13 protein-coding genes are annotated in these 17834 nt (G+C 45.2%); 7 read left to right on the top strand and 6 right to left on the bottom strand.

Annotation, left to right across the window (positions count from 1 at the left end):
- Nucleotides 1–39 precede the first annotated feature (39 nt).
- From GJS45_RS10190 to lpdA, 4 genes are all read left to right on the top strand, one after another.
- Nucleotides 40–855 carry an NAD(P)-binding domain-containing protein gene (locus tag GJS45_RS10190; RefSeq protein ID WP_162341565.1) on the top strand — a complete coding sequence of 272 codons (816 nt, stop codon included), beginning with the start codon at nucleotides 40–42 and terminating at the stop codon, nucleotides 853–855.
- A gap of 303 nt (nucleotides 856–1158) precedes the next feature.
- Nucleotides 1159–3951, top strand: coding sequence for a 2-oxoglutarate dehydrogenase E1 component (locus GJS45_RS10185; RefSeq protein WP_162341563.1), 2793 nt, complete (start codon nucleotides 1159–1161; stop codon nucleotides 3949–3951).
- Nucleotides 3952–4038: 87 nt separating this feature from the next.
- Entirely contained in the window at nucleotides 4039–5598 is a 1560-nt protein-coding gene (gene odhB / locus GJS45_RS10180; protein WP_162341561.1) for a 2-oxoglutarate dehydrogenase complex dihydrolipoyllysine-residue succinyltransferase, read from the top strand.
- Nucleotides 5599–5661: 63 nt separating this feature from the next.
- Entirely contained in the window at nucleotides 5662–7059 is a 1398-nt protein-coding gene (gene lpdA, locus GJS45_RS10175) for a dihydrolipoyl dehydrogenase (protein ID WP_162341559.1), read from the top strand.
- A gap of 97 nt (nucleotides 7060–7156) precedes the next feature.
- On the opposite strand, the gene GJS45_RS10170 is transcribed toward lpdA, so the two are convergent.
- Complete coding sequence (locus GJS45_RS10170) at nucleotides 7157–8449, bottom strand: UDP-N-acetylmuramoyl-tripeptide--D-alanyl-D-alanine ligase (protein WP_162341557.1); 1293 nt, start codon at nucleotides 8447–8449, stop codon at nucleotides 7157–7159.
- A 115-nt stretch (nucleotides 8450–8564) separates the two neighbouring features.
- Here GJS45_RS10170 and GJS45_RS10165 point away from each other — a divergent pair, with 115 nt between their 5' ends.
- The gene (locus GJS45_RS10165; RefSeq protein WP_162341555.1) at nucleotides 8565–10754 is read left to right on the top strand and encodes a T9SS type A sorting domain-containing protein; all 2190 of its coding nucleotides are present in this window, start codon (nucleotides 8565–8567) and stop codon (nucleotides 10752–10754) included.
- A 3-nt stretch (nucleotides 10755–10757) separates the two neighbouring features.
- Here GJS45_RS10165 and GJS45_RS10160 read toward each other — a convergent pair whose 3' ends face one another.
- From GJS45_RS10160 to GJS45_RS10145, 4 genes are read right to left on the bottom strand one after another with little or no spacing between them, the layout of a single operon-like run.
- Nucleotides 10758–11549: an amidohydrolase gene (locus GJS45_RS10160; protein WP_162341553.1), complete on the bottom strand. Its 792-nt coding sequence runs from the start codon at nucleotides 11547–11549 to the stop codon at nucleotides 10758–10760.
- Between the two features lie 36 nt (nucleotides 11550–11585).
- On the bottom strand, nucleotides 11586–12137 hold the full coding sequence (gene def, locus GJS45_RS10155; protein WP_162341551.1) for a peptide deformylase: 552 nt from the start codon (nucleotides 12135–12137) through the stop codon (nucleotides 11586–11588).
- The gene (ruvX, locus tag GJS45_RS10150; RefSeq protein WP_162341549.1) at nucleotides 12134–12547 is read right to left on the bottom strand and encodes a Holliday junction resolvase RuvX; all 414 of its coding nucleotides are present in this window, start codon (nucleotides 12545–12547) and stop codon (nucleotides 12134–12136) included. The genes def and ruvX overlap by 4 nt, the downstream gene beginning before the upstream one ends.
- On the bottom strand, nucleotides 12547–13305 hold the full coding sequence (locus tag GJS45_RS10145) for a hemerythrin domain-containing protein (RefSeq protein WP_162341547.1): 759 nt from the start codon (nucleotides 13303–13305) through the stop codon (nucleotides 12547–12549). Before GJS45_RS10145 ends, ruvX begins: the two co-directional genes overlap by 1 nt.
- 176 nt (nucleotides 13306–13481) lie before the next feature.
- Here GJS45_RS10145 and GJS45_RS10140 point away from each other — a divergent pair, with 176 nt between their 5' ends.
- Together GJS45_RS10140 and GJS45_RS10135 are read left to right on the top strand one after the other, a co-directional pair.
- Nucleotides 13482–15113: a S41 family peptidase gene (locus GJS45_RS10140; RefSeq protein ID WP_162341545.1), complete on the top strand. Its 1632-nt coding sequence runs from the start codon at nucleotides 13482–13484 to the stop codon at nucleotides 15111–15113.
- Between the two features lie 98 nt (nucleotides 15114–15211).
- Nucleotides 15212–15664: a VOC family protein gene (locus GJS45_RS10135; protein WP_235954705.1), complete on the top strand. Its 453-nt coding sequence runs from the start codon at nucleotides 15212–15214 to the stop codon at nucleotides 15662–15664.
- Nucleotides 15665–15734: 70 nt separating this feature from the next.
- Here GJS45_RS10135 and GJS45_RS10130 read toward each other — a convergent pair whose 3' ends face one another.
- Nucleotides 15735–17687, bottom strand: coding sequence for a M1 family metallopeptidase (locus tag GJS45_RS10130; protein ID WP_162341938.1), 1953 nt, complete (start codon nucleotides 17685–17687; stop codon nucleotides 15735–15737).
- Nucleotides 17688–17834: the final 147 nt, after the last annotated feature.

Here is a 17834-nt window from a genome sequence, read left to right as displayed (position 1 = left end):
ATTTCGGATAGAAATCGTTTTTTTCGAAAACTAAAAATAATGACTATAAGTATAATTGGATTAGGCTGGCTGGGCCTTCCGCTGGCCGAATTTCTTCAACAGAAGGGGTTTTCAGTAAAAGGCAGTACCCGCAGCCAGGAAAAAAAAGCGCAACTGATTCGGCAGGGAATTCAGGCGGATCAACTGCTGCTCAGTCCCGGCCTTGCCAGTACTTTCCCCTCGCAACTTTTTGAGACCGATCTTTTATTTATCAATATCCCACCATCCCGCCGCACCAAGTCAGATGATTTTCACCCCCAGCAGATCAAGTACCTTAGGCAAGTAATCAGGGAACTTGGCATTGGAAAGGTGGTCTATGTGAGTGCTACTTCCGTTTACCCCAGCCAGAATCAAATCGCCCGAGAAACCGATGAACTCACGGGTGAAACTACCGGGAATCCGGCTTTATGGCATTCAGAACGGCTTTTGTGGGAAGAAAAAACCTATGACCTATCGGTTCTTCGGTTTGGAGGACTATTGGGGGATGACCGTGTTCCAGGAAGGTATTTTTCCGGAAAAGAAAATGTTCCCGGACATCCTCCGGTCAATTACATTCACCGGAAAGATGCAGTCCAGGCCATTTATTGGCTAATCGATCAACACCTTTGGAACGAAACATTTAACATTGTGAGTCCCGAACACCCCGCTAAAAAAGTCCTTTTCGAAAAAAATGCAGCTGAACTTGGTTTTCCACCTCCTGCCAGTTATGAAAGTCCTCCTACACAAAAATGGAAAGAAATATCCAGTGAAAAATGGCAGCAAACCGGTTTTCAGTTTGAATATCAAAACCCTTTGGATTTTACCTATTTCGGGTAAGGATGCCAGGTAAACATGCTCCAACCCTCGATCCCCTTCCGGTTTATTGCTCGGAAATCAGCCCATTTATCAAAATCTCATCTTTTTTTGACCCAATCCAAGTCCTGATATCAAGGAATTCAGAATCAACTTTTACGAAAGGCATAAGAAAAAAAGGATATACTACCGTATTTACAAATACAAACTATTATATGGATGTCAAAAAACGGAAATGCTGATTATCAGTAATATTTGTATAACCGCATATGCGGTTTTTATTAAATAACATAATGACTTAATTTTGATCTCTGAACATATCAAACTATGGATAAATATTCTTATATCTCCAATGCCCATGTAGCCTATATCGACGAGCTGTATGAGGATTACCGAACAGACCCAGAATCCATTGATAGCAGTTGGAAGGCATTCTTCGATGGGTTTGAATTTGCAATAAACAAATACGGGGAAGATGAAAATGGAGGTGCCGAAGCGGGGAGCAGTCCTGCCGTCAATGGCAACCTGGCTACAAAAGGCACCATCATGGACATGGAGCGATTGCCAAAGGAAATAAAAGTCAGAGCGCTGATTCATGCCTACCGCTCCCGGGCACATTTGCGCTCTAAAACCAATCCGGTAAGGGAAAGGAGAGACCGGAAGGCTCTTTTGGATCTGGATGACTTTGGGTTAGATAAAAATGATCTGGACACGGTATTCCAGGCTGGAAACGAGATCGGTATAGGTGATGCGAAGTTATCCAAAATCATTGAGTCTCTGAAAATCATCTATGAAGGATCCATGGGTTTTGAATACCTCTACATACGCGATCCCGAAATGCTCGATTGGTTTCGGATCAAGGTAGAAAAGGAAGCCCTGGAATTCAATCCTCCGCTGGAAGATAAAAAAAGAATTTTATCCAAGCTGAACGAGGCCGTTGTCTTTGAAAATTTTCTCCATACCAAGTATTTGGGGCAAAAGCGATTTTCATTGGAAGGTGGAGAGAGCACTATCCCTTTTTTAGATGCTCTTATCAATAAAGCGGCTGATCTGGGAGTGGATGAAGTGATGATCGGAATGGCCCACCGGGGTCGTCTGAATGTCCTGGCAAACATCATGGGAAAAACCTATGAGCAAATCTTCTCTGAATTTGAGGGAACGGCAAAACCGGACCTGACCATGGGGGATGGAGATGTGAAGTACCATATGGGATTTTCTTCGGAGGTACCTGCCAAAAACGAAAAGCTGATGATCCTGAAACTGGCGCCAAACCCTTCCCACCTGGAAGCGGTCAACCCGGTGGTAGAAGGCTTTGTACGTGCTAAGATAGACGATCATTACCAGGGTGACGAAGACAAAATGATTCCGATCCTGATACATGGCGATTCCGCCGTAGCCGGACAAGGAATCGTATATGAAGTTACCCAAATGGCGAATCTAAAAGGCTACTACACCGGGGGTACCATCCATTTCGTTATCAATAACCAGGTAGGGTTTACGACGGATTTTGACGATGCACGAAGTTCCATCTATTGTACGGATGTAGCCAAGATCATTGATGCCCCGGTTATCCATGTGAATGGAGATGATCCGGAAGCGGTGGTTTATGCTGCCAAACTTGCCGTCGAATTCCGCCAGAAATTCAACCAGGACATTTTTATAGACATGGTCTGCTACCGAAGGCACGGTCACAACGAATCGGATGAACCCAAATTTACGCAGCCGGAATTATACAATCTGATTTCCAAACACCCCAACCCAAGAGAGATTTATAATAAAACCTTATTGGAACGGGGGCAGGTAGACGCGAAGCTGGCCAAGCAAATGGACAAAGAGTTTCGTCAACTACTTCAGGATCGCCTGAATATGGTAAAAGAAAAACCCTTACCTTACACCTCCTCTCCTTTCGAGAAAGCCTGGGAAGCTTTGCGCAGGGCCAAACCGGAGGATTTTGAGAAATCCCCGGAAACGGCCATTCCCCAGGAAGATTTAGAAAAGGTCGCCGAAGCACTTACCTATCTGCCAAAAGGCTTTAAACCCATCAAGCAGATTGAAGCCCAGCTCAAGCAACGAAAGGAGATGTTTTTCCAAACCAAAACCCTGAATTGGGCGGCGGCGGAGCTACTAGCCTATGGATCCCTGCTTTTGGACGGCAAAACCGTTCGAATTACCGGTCAGGATTGCCAACGGGGCACCTTTTCCCATCGGCATGCGGTGGTGCATGATGCCAATACTAACAAACCGCATAACTCCCTGAAAGAACTTAAAGAAAGCAAAGGGAAATTTTACATTTACAATTCCCTTTTATCAGAATACGCTGTTTTGGGCTTTGAATACGGGTATGCCATGGCAAACCCGAACGCGTTGACGGTCTGGGAGGCCCAGTTTGGCGACTTTGCCAACGGTGCCCAAACCATGATTGACCAATTCATCACTTCAGGTGAATCCAAGTGGCAAAAAATGAACGGACTGGTCATGTTATTGCCTCACGGGTATGAAGGGCAAGGGCCGGAACATTCCAATGCCCGACCGGAACGTTTTCTTCAGTTGGCAGCAGAGTACAACGTAATCGTTGCCAATATCACGGAACCCTCCAACTTCTTCCATTTATTGCGACGACAACTTGCGTGGAATTTCAGAAAGCCCTGCATCGTTATGTCCCCTAAATCCCTGCTTCGCCACCCTAAAGTTATGTCGCCGATTGCAGAATTCACCAAGGGTGGATTTCGGGAAGTCCTGGTAGACGAACAGGTGGATGTAAAAAAAGTAAAACGCATCGTCCTTTGTTCGGGAAAGATCTATTACGACCTGATTGAGATGAGGGAAAAGGAAAAGGTAGAAGATGTGGCTATCATTCGCCTGGAGCAAATCCACCCCCTTCCTAAAAACCAGTTATTGGATGCCATTCATAAATACGGGAAGAAAACCGAAACCATTTGGGTTCAGGAGGAGCCGGAAAACATGGGCTACTGGGCCTTTATTGTCAGGAATTTATTTAAAGACCTCAACATGGATGTCATAGCCCGAAAGCCAAGCGCTTCGCCTGCAACCGGCTATCATAAGGTCCATCTGGAAGAACAAAAGCAAATTTTGGAAAAAGCTTTAAAAATTAATTCTTAATTTCCCTTTTCGTTTTCAGTTTATAACATAAATCGAGATAAATGCTAACCGGAACTTATGCATAATCCGGTAAAAATCAAATAACCGATGAGTATAACAATCAAAGTGCCTGCCGTGGGCGAATCCATCACCGAGGTTACTGTTGGACAGTGGTTTAAAAATGATGGCGAATTTGTAGAAATGGATGAGGTTCTATGTGAACTCGAATCTGATAAAGCTACTTTTGAGTTGACCGCTGAAGCCGCAGGAATACTGCACACAAAAGCTGAGGAAGGGGACACCCTCGAAATAGGAGCTGCTATTTGTGAAATCGATCCGGAAGGATCGGAATCGGCTACCAGCGAGAAACCAACTGAGGGGGAAACCAAACCCTCCGGGAAAAATGAAGAAAGCCCGAAAAAATCAGGGGAAGTAAAAGAAATGCATGTCCCTACCGTGGGCGAATCCATCACCGAGGTGACCCTGGCCACCTGGCTCAAAGAGGATGGCGATCATGTATCCCTGGACGATATCATTGCCGAAGTAGATTCTGATAAAGCGACCTTTGAACTCCCAGCCGAAGCCACCGGAATATTAAGGCAAGTAGCAAAGGAGGGAGATACCCTGGAAATAGGCGGACTGATATGTAAAATTGAAGTAACCGACGGGGTTCCGGATGAACAGGAGGAAAAAACACAGGAAAAAAGCAGCCAGCAGTCAAACCAGGCTGATGGTAAGAAGGAAGATACGTATGCTGCTGGCCATGCTTCACCGGCTGCATCTAAAATTCTGGCTGAAAAAGACATCGACCCCAAATCTGTAAATGGCACGGGCAAAGACGGCCGTATCACCAAGGAGGATGCGCTCAAAGCCGAGCAACCGAAAGCCAAGCCTGCGGCTGATAAATCCGCCGCACCTGAAAAAAGCAAAGCGGAAGAGCAACCCCGCGAAGGAAAGAAAGCCGGAGCACGTGATAGTCGGAGAGAGAAAATGAGCTCGCTGAGAAAAACCATCTCCCGGCGGCTCGTTTCCGTCAAAAATGAAACGGCCATGTTGACCACTTTTAACGAGGTAAACATGAAGCCCATCATGGATCTGCGGAAGCAATACAAAGATAAGTTTAAAGAGCGGTATGAGGTAAACCTGGGTTTTATGTCATTCTTTACCAAAGCGGTATGCATCGCTTTGGAGGAATGGCCTGCGGTCAATGCCCAAATAGATGGAAATGAAATTATTTACCATCATTTCTGTGACATTTCCATTGCCGTTTCGTCACCCAAAGGTTTGGTAGTCCCGGTAATCCGGAATGCGGAACAGCTTTCATTCGCAGAAATCGAAAAAGAAGTTGTACGGCTGGCAATTAAGGCAAGAGAAGGCAAACTGACGATCGATGAAATGACCGGGGGGACCTTTACGTTAACCAATGGCGGTATCTTTGGGTCCATGATGTCCACGCCAATCATCAACGCCCCGCAAGCCGCCATTTTAGGCATGCACAATATTGTAGAAAGACCAATGGCCGTGAATGGTGAAGTTAAGATCCTTCCCATGATGTACCTGGCGCTTTCTTACGATCACCGAATTATTGACGGGCGGGAATCGGTAAGTTTTCTGGTGCGTGTGAAAGAATTGCTGGAGGATCCTTCCCGATTATTACTAGGCATTTAACTTTTTCTCACGTAACCCTGCCTGAATGCATAAAAAAGGCAGGAATATAAACCACGATCAAGTATGTATGATTTAATCGTAATCGGTTCCGGACCAGGTGGCTATGTAGCCGCTATTAGGGCGGCACAACTGGGCCTGAAAACTGCCATTATCGAAAAATATTCTACCCTTGGCGGTACCTGCCTCAATGTTGGCTGCATTCCTTCCAAAGCCTTGTTAGACTCCTCAGAGCATTATCACAACGCGGCCCATACCTTCAAAAACCATGGTATCGACCTGAAAGACTTGAAGGTGAACTTCAAACAAATGATCGAACGGAAACGGGAAGTCGTCAAGCAAAATGTAGATGGCATTCAGTACCTGATGAAAAAAAATAAAATTGACGTTTTTCAGGGACTGGGATCATTCAAAGATAAAAACACCGTAAGCATCGCCAAAGAGGATGGAAAAAAGGAAGAAATTGAGGGAAAAAACATCCTCATTGCCACCGGTTCCAAACCTGCCAACCTGCCATTCATCTCACTGGACAAAGACAGGATTATTACCTCTACGGAAGCGCTTGAGCTAAAAGAAGTTCCCAAGCATCTGATTATCATTGGAGGAGGCGTTATTGGTTTGGAACTAGGTTCCGTGTACGCACGCTTGGGAGCCAAAGTTTCAGTCGTTGAATACCTGGATAGCATCATACCCACGATGGACAAAACCATGGGAAAAGAGCTGCAAAAATCGCTGAAAAAGTTAGGAATGGAATTCTACCTCAAGCACAAAGTCACTGGAGTGGAAAAAAAGGGGAAGGAGGTAACCGTTACGGCCGAAAATTCGAAGAAGGAAACAGTGAATCTAAAAGGGGATTATGTATTGGTATCCATCGGAAGGAAGCCCTATACCGAAGGATTGAATACAGAAGCTGCTGGCGTTAAACTCAATGATAAGGGTCAGGTAGAAGTAGACGAACACCTAAAAACATCCGCAGACAACATCTATGCCATCGGAGATGTGGTAAAAGGGGCCATGCTTGCCCACAAAGCGGAAGAAGAAGGGGTTTTTGTGGCCGAGCAGCTGGCCGGTCAAAAGCCTCATATCAATTACCTGTTGATCCCTGGCGTGGTTTACACCTGGCCGGAAGTAGCTTCCGTGGGCTACACAGAAGAGCAGCTCAAGGAAAAAGGTATTCAGTACAAAACCGGAAAATTTCCCTTTATGGCTTCTGGTAGAGCCAGGGCAAGTGGAGATATCGATGGGCTCGTGAAGGTGATGGCAGATGCCGAAACGGACGAGATTTTAGGAGTACACATGATCGGACCCCGCACCGCGGACATGATCGCAGAAGCGGTAGTGGCCATGGAATACCGGGCCTCTGCCGAGGATATTGCCCGAATGTCCCATGCTCACCCTACCTATACGGAAGCTTTTCGCGAGGCCTGCCTTGCGGCTACCGATAATCGGGCACTACATGTGTAACATCCGGAGCGTTGATCTAAAAGCCCCTGAGCTCATCAGGGGCTTTTTTTATCATTAGAAAAGGATCTAGTAATCCACCGGACGTAACGGCGAAACATCAGATAAAATCCATCAGCGTTTCCAGTTTCATTCCCCGACTGCCCTTGATCAGAATCTGATAGTCCTCCAGGGAAGAATCCTGCAGCCAATTTCTCAAGGAAAAAGGGTCTGGGAAGTACAGGGCATTGGGTACCTTCGGTAAGGCATGTCGTATGAATTCGCCGGTCAGGCAGACCTTATCTAGTGCCATCCTTTGCAACAATTCTCCTAGTTTTTCATGTTCTTCCCTGGTGTGGGGCCCCAACTCTAACATGTCCCCAAGGATCACCATCTTATACCGGCGCTTATTCAGTTTTTCAAAAGCGTTAAGGGCTTCTTCCATACTGGAGGGGTTTGCATTGTAAGCATCCATAAAAATCCAATTATTCCTTTTTTCCATTATCTGGGAGCGCATGTTGGCCGGGACGTAGCTGGCGGCTGCCCTGGCAGCATCCCCGGCAGGAACGCCAAAAAAAGCACCTACACAAATGGCTGCGGCTATATTATCAAAATTATAGCTTCCTATCAACGCAGAAGTATAACGTTCCGAACCACCTTCCACACTAAACCTCACATACGGATCTGCATCCAGCATGGATACCGAACAGAAATCACCCGTACCCGGAAACAAAACCGGATCTTTAAACCTGCGTATCATTTGCGAGAAGACCTGTTGTTTGGTATTGATAAACACCTTCCCTTCTGACTCCAGGAGAAACTGGAAAAGTTCGGTTTTGGTCTTCAACACTCCTTCCGGGCCACCCATCCCTTCCAGGTGGGCTTTTCCGATATTCGTAATCAACCCATGGGTAGGCAAAGCGATATGACATAGCTCTGCGATATCCCCCTGCTTGTTGGCTCCCATTTCGATGATGGCAATTTCGGTTTCCTCCGTAATCCCCAAGAGGGTCAATGGAACGCCAATATGATTATTGAGATTACCCGCTGTCGCATGTACCTGAAATTTCCGTGACAATACCGACTGCATCAATTCTTTGGTGGTGGTTTTTCCGTTGGACCCGGTGAGACCAATGACCGGCAGATCGAATTTTTCTCTATGGAAAGTGGAAAGGGCCTGAAGTGCTTTCAGCGCATCTTCGACCAGGAAACACCGTTCTCTTTCCTCCAATTCAGGATCGTCTACTACTACCAGGGAAGCCCCTAATTCCAGGGCTTTTGCCGCATAACGGTTCCCATCAAAATTTGGCCCCTTAAGGGCAAAAAACAGTTCGCCCGGTTGTAGTTTTCGCGTATCCGTACAAACACCGGTAGCGGACTGAAAGTGGTTATACAATTGTGTGATCTTTTCCATTGCTGGTACGTTGCTTCCAAATGCTAAAAATCAGGGGTAGATAGCTCCCCTTTCAGGCAAAAGTAACATATCCGTTTTCATTTTTTATCGTTAAAGAACAAAAATAACTATAATAATGGCTCGTAAACCATTAATTTCACCACAAAGCTTACAAGCAGATACCCAGCTCCTGATGACTCGAACGTACCTGGTTCTTTTCCTGACAATTGGCCTCTTAATGAAGGGCCATTCCCAGGATATATTTCAGATAGCATCTGACATCCGCGTAGTTTCCAACTCCGAACAAGAACTCACCATGCCCTTTGCGGGAGGTATCAACGCTGCCCAGTTCCAGCAATTTGATCTGGACGGGGACGGGAAGGAAGAATTGATCATTTGGGATATCAATGCGGGTAGAATACATGCCTACAAGGAAACTGCGACCGGGTACCAGTACTTTCCAGGCGCGGAATACTATTTTCCGGAGGATGTCAATGGCTTTCTGCTGCTGGCAGACTTTGATCAGGACGGAAAAAAGGACTTGTTTACCGGCTCTCCTTTTGGTATCAAAGCATACAGGAACATTTCTGATATGGAGGATCCGTTTCCTGACTGGGAAGTGGCTCAAGAATTCCTGAGATTAGAAAATGGATCCAATCTGACTGCAAATATACTGGATGTACCTTTGATCGACGACCTGGACGGGGACGGAGACCTGGATGTACTCACCTTTAATTTTGCTACCGGTGATTACCTGGAATATTACCGAAACACCAGCGTGGAACGAAACGGCGCACCAGACATTGACGGTTTTGCCGCTGCTGTAAATCGATGGGGGAATTTTGAATTTTGCGGTTGTGATGCGATTCGTTTTGGACTTACCTGCAGCGGACAGCCCATCACGGTGAATCCGCCGCCCAGCTCCCTCCGGACCATGCATTCCGGTGGTCATACACTGCTTTACCGGGATTTTGACGGAAATGGGGTCAAGGATTTACTTATCGGCCAGGACTTGTGCAAAACGCTGTATTTTCTTCCCAATCAAGGAACGGACAACGAGCCCATTTTCGAAAGGTTTTCCAAATCACTTCCGGATTTTGGTCCTTTACCCGAATTCCCGATTTTTCATGGTGCCTTTTCTTTGGGAGAAAAGTTGGTCGTATCCAGCCACTCCTCCGAACCTGCCCTCAATAGCGGAGCTGATTTTTCTAAAAGTGTGTATTTGCTTCGACCTGACCAATCGGACCCCGTTGAAACCCCGGCTTTTTTGCAGGAGCAAATGATGGATTTCGGAGAAAATTCCCGCCCTTACTTTGCCGGAAACAAATTACGGGGGAATTTATATATCGGGGCGAATGTGCTAACGGATAAAGGCGTTCAGGGCCGGATTTTTGAATTTGAGCTAAACGATAAAACGCTACGGTTGATTAACGATGACTTTATGGAATTGTCAAAAACGACCGTCCTGGAACCCGGTTATCAGCAATTCACCAATGCTTCCAATCAAACTTTTCATGTACTCAGCACTGAAGTATACACCAATCAGATTCCAGAGAAAAAGCTATGGTTTTCTCCCCTAACCGCTCCTGAGGAGAGAATAGAAGTTTCATTGCCTGAATTTACCATGCGCGGATCAGATCAGGTTTATCTGTTTCATGATTCGAACGATAATTACCTGCTATTGGCCCGGCAGACGGGAGAATTGGTATTATTTTCGATTTCAGATGATACTGTCCCGAAGGTAAGACTACTGGAACGAGAGTTTCTTGGTTTTGTGGATAATCCGGTAAGTAGAAACCTTTCGGTAGCGGTAGCCTCCGGTTCCCAGCCCCATTTGATGGCCATTGACCAACGGGGAATAATGTATGCGGCAAAGGATATTTTAGGAACGCCGGAAATCAATCCGGTTTTCATTCAGGTAGCGGAGAAGACATTTGAAAATACCCGATACGGCAGGAATACCTGGGTGAGTTTTGTCCCTGGACTCCTGGGCGAAAAACCCGACTTGATCGTTGGAAACCGGGGCGGAGGAATGGAGTATTTGAGCAGGGTTCAGAATCCAGATGGTGAGGCACCGGACCGCATGGAGGTGCTGGTATTTCCAAATCCAAGTGAGGGGAAAAATATTCAATTAATTGTCAATCAGCAAGAGGTGAAACTCTCTATCTTTGATAGCAACGGCAGGCTGGTAAAATCGGGGCTTTCCCTTGCTGAAAACGAAAGAAACGAAATTGATCTCTGGGGCTTTCCTCCGGGCTTGTATTTGCTGGAATTTCATGCTCCTGATCATCCAAGGATTTACAGAAAGCTTTGGTTGCGCCCCTAGGTATTATTTTAAGATAAAGGCATCTGCATCTTTCCAGGCGGGAAATTTCTTCCGGTATTCGATAAGAGCATCGCCCTCAAGCGTAACCCGAACAATTCCCTCTTTCTCTCCCCCGCTGGCGAGGCAATTCCCCTTAAAATCATACGCTGCAGAATGACCACAATAATTTACTCCATTTCCATCCTGTCCGATGCGGTTAACACCCACGCAATAAGCCAGATTTTCCACCGCTCTGGCTTGAAGCAAAATATCCCATGCCTGAACCCTTGGAGCTGGCCATGAAGCCACATAGAAAATCAGATCGTACTCCATTACCCCCTCTTCGGAGGCTTGGTTTCGGGACCAAACCGGAAACCGAAGGTCGTAACAAACCTGTGGTCGTATCTTCCAGCCTTTCAAGGTAAAGAACTCGTTTTTGGTACCCATCGAGTAGAAGTCGTCTTCGTCAGCCATTCGAAAAAGATGTCGTTTGTCGTAATAGGATACTTTCCCATTGGGCTCCACCCAAAGCAGGCGATTATAAAAGTCTTTCCCGGCTTTGATGATAACACTACCCGTAATTACAGCCTTCATTTGTCCGGCCATTTGCTGCATCCACCGGGTACTGTGCAGGTTCATTGGTTCGGCCTGACTCCTGGTATTCATGGTAAAGCCTGTTGTAAACATTTCGGGAAGTACCAATAGGTCGGCCTTACCTTCCATACGCCATATTTTCTCCTCAAACATGGCCAGGTTCGCTGCGGAATCTTCCCAATGAAGCGCTGTTTGAAATAAAGCTAAGGTGATATTTTCCATAAACGGGGCAGAATTAAAAATACGAAAAACAGCTTATCAGCCGGGATAGACCATGCGGTAGTCGGTAGGTACTTTCCCTTTGCTGATATCCAATAATTTCCCTTTTACCATCCGTTTTTTCAATCCTTTGAGGTAATCGATAAAAAGAATGCCTTCCAGATGATCGTATTCGTGTTGAATTACCCGGGCGGTCATACCCGAAAATTCCTCCTCTTTCAGGTTCCAGTCTTCATCAAAATATTCAATGGTCAATTTTTCAGGACGGGTAATCTCCGCACGTATTTCGGGTATGCTAAGGCAACCTTCTTCAAAAACATATTTATCACCATATTCATCCAGGATTATGGGGTTAATAAACGCTTTTCTAACTCCCTTTTCCGTATCATCCTCATCCAACATCAAACTGCTATCGATCACGAACAGCCGAATTCCCTTATTTATCTGGGGAGCCGCCAGACCTACGCCGCTAGCCAGTCCCATGGTCTCAAACATGTCTTTGACCAAACCTTTTACATCTTCACCTTCCTGTATTTCTTCGGCTTCTCTTTTCAAAATAGGGTTTCCATACGCGACTATGGGGTATATCATTTCTTTTCAAGGTAAGTTTGTAATATAATGGCCGCACTGATTTTATCCAGATTACCAGCCTTTTCTCTTCTGTCCTTCTTGCTGCTTCCCATTTCTATCATGGTTTGCATGGCTAATTTGGAAGTAAAGCGCTCATCGACCGTGACCACTTCGACAGCCGGATAGCTTCGTTTCAGTTTTTTCTCCAACGCCAACACCGGCTGCGTCATTTGCGTGTCTTTTCCGTCCAAAGATTTTGGGAAACCAATCACTATTGCTGTAACTTCTTCCTTTTCCAAATATAATTTTAGATAGTTAAACAAATTATGTGTTGGGATAGTTTCCAGGGGATTGGCCACCATGCCCAGCGGATCTGTCACGGCCAGACCCGTTCGCTTGGTCCCCAGGTCTATGGCCAGTATCCGGCCCATTAATTGTTTTTTATTTGGAGGGTGAGTTTACGCTTAACTTCCTTTTCCAACTCAATCGCTTTGGGAAAAAGCAGGTCATTCTCAATTTTCGCATGAATTATCAGTTCTTCTTCCAACTGCTGCAACTCATGGAAAAGAACTTTCATAGACACTGTTGCACTTTCCGGTATCCTGTAATCGTTGGTAAGTTTTCGTATCCCTTCCATCTCATCGTCATGAGCTTCATGGTCAGCCGCCATGATCGCAACAGAAGGCAGGGTGAATACCTGAAGGGCATCTGTAAGGGGTAACATGGAGGCATCGATATCCTGCAAGAGACTAATTCTCCGAAACAGCGTATCTTCTTCTTCATGGATATGATGAATAAAATCATCCACAAAAAGGGGAAACATTAACCTCATGTCCGTCATCAGGTTTTTATGTTCCGAACCCAATTCAATCCCCTCCACCATACTTGACAAAAAGGGAAGCGCTTGCCGCACAAAGTACCGGTGTTTTTTCTTAAGGTAGCCTACTACCAGTTCAATGGGGTGCAGGTACAGTTCCTCTTTGGTAGGTTCCTTTCTGGAGGCCCAGTCTTCCAGTGCAGCTATTACCTGCGAAGGATTCACTTTATGCGCCTGACATGCCTCTACCAAAGAATGGGTTTCATGCTGAAAAAAACGGATACCAAAATAATGCAATACCCCCGCCAGAACGTGGTTTTCATTAACCAGATCCGCTATGGACTTTTTATCGTTGTATTCGAAGGCATGCATGGCTACAAAATTAAAATAAATTAACGTAAAAAAAGGGATGTTGCGGCATCGATTTGAATTTAATTGCGTTAATTTAAACGAAACGCATTCAATGCATGTTTAATTGTATATTTGGTTAAAATGAATTATATTAAACGATGCATTTTCTTGCATGGTAAAAATAAAACCGAGACAACGTGAGTATAGAGAAAAACACCAAAGCACAGATCAGACTCCCCCTATTTCTTGCCCTGGGTATTTCAGCAGGAATTTGGATTGGGGCTACCTTTGCAGAACCAAAAACAGACAGGAATGATTTAAAATCGGCAATTTATAAGGTGCAGGAGATCATTACCTATATCAACAGGGATTATGTGGACAGTGTGGACACCAATGAGTTAGTAGAATTTGGCATTGAAAAAATGTTGGGAAAGCTGGATCCGCATTCCAGCTACATTCCTGCAGAAGATGCAGCGCTGGCCAAATCCCAATTAGAAGGAGAATTTGATGGGATTGGAATTGAATTCGGTATTTTAAGAGACACGATTTATGTTGTTTCGCCGCTAACGGGAGGGCCATCCGAGAAAGTCGGTCTATTGCCTGGCGACCAGATTGTAAAGGTAGATGGTGAAACAGTTGCCGGAACCGGAGTTACCAACCGAGACGTATTCGATCTATTGAGGGGACCGAAAGGAAGTGAGGTGGTGATTGATATCAAAAGGAAAAACGAATCCGATCTGCTGGAATACAAAATTATCAGAGATAAGATCCCTCAATATAGTGTCAACGCCACTTACATGATTGACAATGAAACTGGCTATATCAAGATAACGCGATTTGCCGCCAATACACACGAGGAGTTCCGATCGGCGGTACAGGAGCTCAAAGGAGAGGGGATGGAACGGCTGATTCTGGACCTTCAGGGCAACCCGGGAGGCTACATGGGAGCAGCCATCAACATTGCTGATGAAATTTTGAATGACAATGCCGTTATCGTTTCACAAGAAGGCAAACTCAAACGCTACAGCCAAAAAGCAAGGGCCATCAGGCCGGGTGCCTTCGAAGATGGTTCTGTAGTGGTACTGGTAAACGAAGGAAGTGCATCCGCATCAGAGATCGTCGCTGGTGCCTTGCAAGACAACGACCGGGGATTAATTGTGGGCCGAAGGACTTTTGGAAAAGGACTGGTACAAATGCCCATAGACCTGTCGGACGGTGCTGAGCTAAGACTCACCATCGCCCGATACTATACACCCTCTGGCAGGTCCATTCAAAAGCCCTATGGTGAAGATGAAGAAGATTACGCAATGGACTACTATAATCGCTTAGAACACGGTGAATTTTTCAATGCGGATAGCATAGAATTTAACGATAGCTTGAAATACGAGACAGTAAAGGGAAGAACCGTATACGGTGGCGGAGGAATCATGCCAGATTACTTTGTCCCCCTAGACACCAGTATGACTAGTTCATATGTTAGTAGGTTGTTTAGTTCTGAATCCTGGAGAGAGTTCATTTTGGACTACCTGGATACAAATAAACAAAAGTTCGAAAACATGTCGTTTGATGAGTTCTACAATGACTTTACCGTATCGGATGCGATGCTCAACACCTTGGTAAAAACCGGAGAAAAATACGATGTCACCTACAACGAGAAAGATTTCAATAAATCTAAAGTGTATTTGAAAATACTTCTCAAAGCACACATGGCTAGGAACATATATGATGACAACGCCTTTTATAAAGTTATCAATGACATCAATGAAGTCTATCAGCAAGCAATTAAATTGTTAGACAAAGCGGAAAACCTGGCGTTTTTCGACGAATAACCTGGGAAAACATTCAAAAAAGCCAGAAATTAACATTCTGGCTTTTTTTATTTCTTAGATTTGGTATCTCTCATCATTTCAGACAATACCCAAAAGCTATGAATCAGAAAAGCATCATTCCTTCAGTAATCAGTTTATTAATTTTCATTTCTATGAATGCGTACAGCCAAACCAAAATCAATCATTTTGCCGTGTATGCCAAAGATCTCAAAGAAAGCAGCAAATTTTACGAAGAGGTTGTAGGCTTGACAACTATTGAAGAACCTTTTAAAGACGGGCTTCATGCCTGGTATGACATAGGATTTGGGCTCTCCATGCACCTCATCGAACGGGAAAAGCCCTGGAAAGAACCGGTAATAGACAAAACAAACCACCTTTGCTTTAGTGTGGAGGACCTGGATAGTTTTATCGAAAAATTGGGGCGGCACAACATTCCCTTTGAAGATGCGGTAGACAACAAGGGTAAGATTAATATCCGCCCGGATGGGGTCCGTCAAATTTACATCCAGGACCCGAACGGATATTGGATTGAAATCAACGACGAATACTAATTCCATTTCAATAAAAAAGGCTGAACCATCGATTTTGGTTCAGCCTTTTTTTGTTAGCTGTTGAGAACAACTATTCGTAAATAGCCGCTGGCCAGGAATCATTGGCAATGTTTACATCGGGAAGTATTTTGTCCGGATCAATCTCTACTTTCGTCACATTTTTATCCGATCGGTGCTGGTAATTCCATCGATCTCCCCGCTGCCAAATTTCAACAGGAAGCATGACCGTCTCTTTGGACCCATCCTCGTATGTTAAGCCTAGTTTTACGGGCATAGGCACTTCACCTTTGTTTGAAAGGATAATCACTTGATCGTTTCCATAGGAGACCACATTTTCAATGGCTAAATCAATATTACCGGTGCCATAAAACCAGGATTTCCAAAACCAGGATAAATTTTCGCCGGCTACGTTTTCCATAATGTTGAAGAAATCACTGGGTTGTGGGTGTTTGTAGGCCCAGGCTTCAATATACGCCTTAAATGCATTATCAAAGCGTTCCTCTCCTAGCACATACTCCCTAAGCATGAGCAATCCCATGGCCGGCTTCATATAAGCGATCATGCCCAAATTAGAGGTATTGGCCACATCGGGATAGGTATCTATGCCTTCTCTCTCGGGATTGGTAAGCCAATTCACATACCGGCGGGTCTGTTCCAAATCGGATCCATATTCCCCATCATTAAAAGCTTCTGAACTGTAATGATTGATAAAGGTATTGAACCCTTCATCCATCCAGGCATATCTTCTTTCGTTCGTCCCCACGATCATAGGGAACCAGTTGTGCCCAAACTCATGATCCGTAACTCCCCAAAGAGACTTCTCGGTACTTTTATAACTGCAAAAATTCAAACCTGGATACTCCATTCCATTGATATCGGCAGCCACATTAACGGCTACCGGGTAGGGGTATTCGTACCATTTCTGAGAATAATACTCAATAGAAGCTTTGCTATATTCGGTGGACCTACCCCAGGCCTTCTGACCATCACTTTCTTTTGGATAAGCACTTTGTGCCATGGCTTTTTTACCGCTTGGCAAGCGAATCATGGATGCGTCCCAGATAAAGGCTTTGGAGGAAGCAAAAGCCACATCCCTGGCATTCTCCAGCTTGAAGTGCCAGGTACTCGTTCCCTCTTGCTTGGGACGGGTAATTTCCGGTTGTGTTACCTCTTCGGGCCTAACCAAATAAACCGTGGTATCGCTATTGCCTGCTGCTTCCATGCGCTCCTGCAATTCGTTGCTAAGCACCTCTTTTGGATTTTGAAGTGCTCCGGAACCTACCACAATGTGGTCATAGGGGACGGTTACTTTGTATTCAAAGTCACCGTATCCTAGGTAAAACTCTCCGGCACCCAGGTACGGTTCAATATTCCATCCTACCACATCGTCAAACACAGCCACTCGTGGGTACCACTGCGCCAGGGCATAAATGGTGTCGTCGTCCACTGCCATTCGGCCCATCCGGTCCATCCCCTTTTCGGGTATTTTAAACTCGAAGTTCATCGAAACGCTGGCTTTCCCGCCGTTTGCTGCAATGGGTTCATCAAAAAACACCTGCATGCGCGTATCTGAAATCAGGTATCGTGAGGAGGCATTACTTCCCCTTTTGTCTAATTGAGCAGATACATTACTGATAGCATATCCCCCATCCATATCGCCTGAATAGCGATTTCCTTGAATGGGTGTGGTTAGCGAACCTCTGGAATCTGCTTTAAAGCGATTCTGCTCCAGATGCAACCAGATGAACGGCAACGAATGCGGGCTATTATTGGTATAGGAAATGACTACCCTCCCTGCCAGGACGTGTTCTGTTTCATCCAGGGTAACTTCAAGCAAGTAATCCGCTCCGTTCTGCCAGTACTCAGGTCCTGGCACACCTGATGCCGAGCGGTAGGCAGAACCTCGTTTATACATAAAATCATTGAAATCTTCCTGGTTATTTTCGGTCTCCTGAGCCGCCAAAAAATGGGCGGAAAACAGGAGCATTACAACCAGCCATTTGCCAAAGTGCGTATGCGTCATCATTTTTTCTTTTTGCTAATTTAATAGATTTATGTAAAAAAAGGGAAACATCCGGCGCAAGAAATAACCATCCGAATTAAAGTGGTTTTCCATCTATTTACTTACCAAAAGCACTATATTCGATCCATTATTCTATTTATTTCCTGT

Origin of the sequence: Cyclobacterium salsum (assembly GCF_010119245.1) — a bacterium.
GTDB lineage: Bacteria > Bacteroidota > Bacteroidia > Cytophagales > Cyclobacteriaceae > Cyclobacterium > Cyclobacterium salsum.
Note: the sequence above shows the minus strand (reverse complement) of the source record. Positions and strands in the feature narration are given on the sequence as shown.

Excerpts from the sequence above, each read along its gene's own strand:
- GJS45_RS10190 (WP_162341565.1), top strand. The coding sequence starts at position 40 with ATGACTATAAGTATAATTGGATTAGGCTGGCTGGGCCTTCCGCTGGCC.
- GJS45_RS10185 (WP_162341563.1), top strand. The coding sequence starts at position 1,159 with ATGGATAAATATTCTTATATCTCCAATGCCCATGTAGCCTATATCGAC.
- odhB (WP_162341561.1), top strand. The coding sequence starts at position 4,039 with ATGAGTATAACAATCAAAGTGCCTGCCGTGGGCGAATCCATCACCGAG.
- lpdA (WP_162341559.1), top strand. The coding sequence starts at position 5,662 with ATGTATGATTTAATCGTAATCGGTTCCGGACCAGGTGGCTATGTAGCC.
- GJS45_RS10170 (WP_162341557.1), bottom strand. The coding sequence starts at position 8,449 with ATGGAAAAGATCACACAATTGTATAACCACTTTCAGTCCGCTACCGGT.
- GJS45_RS10165 (WP_162341555.1), top strand. The coding sequence starts at position 8,565 with ATGGCTCGTAAACCATTAATTTCACCACAAAGCTTACAAGCAGATACC.
- GJS45_RS10160 (WP_162341553.1), bottom strand. The coding sequence starts at position 11,549 with ATGGAAAATATCACCTTAGCTTTATTTCAAACAGCGCTTCATTGGGAA.
- def (WP_162341551.1), bottom strand. The coding sequence starts at position 12,137 with ATGATATACCCCATAGTCGCGTATGGAAACCCTATTTTGAAAAGAGAA.
- ruvX (WP_162341549.1), bottom strand. The coding sequence starts at position 12,547 with ATGGGCCGGATACTGGCCATAGACCTGGGGACCAAGCGAACGGGTCTG.
- GJS45_RS10145 (WP_162341547.1), bottom strand. The coding sequence starts at position 13,305 with ATGCATGCCTTCGAATACAACGATAAAAAGTCCATAGCGGATCTGGTT.
- GJS45_RS10135 (WP_235954705.1), top strand. The coding sequence starts at position 15,212 with ATGAATCAGAAAAGCATCATTCCTTCAGTAATCAGTTTATTAATTTTC.
- GJS45_RS10130 (WP_162341938.1), bottom strand. The coding sequence starts at position 17,687 with ATGACGCATACGCACTTTGGCAAATGGCTGGTTGTAATGCTCCTGTTT.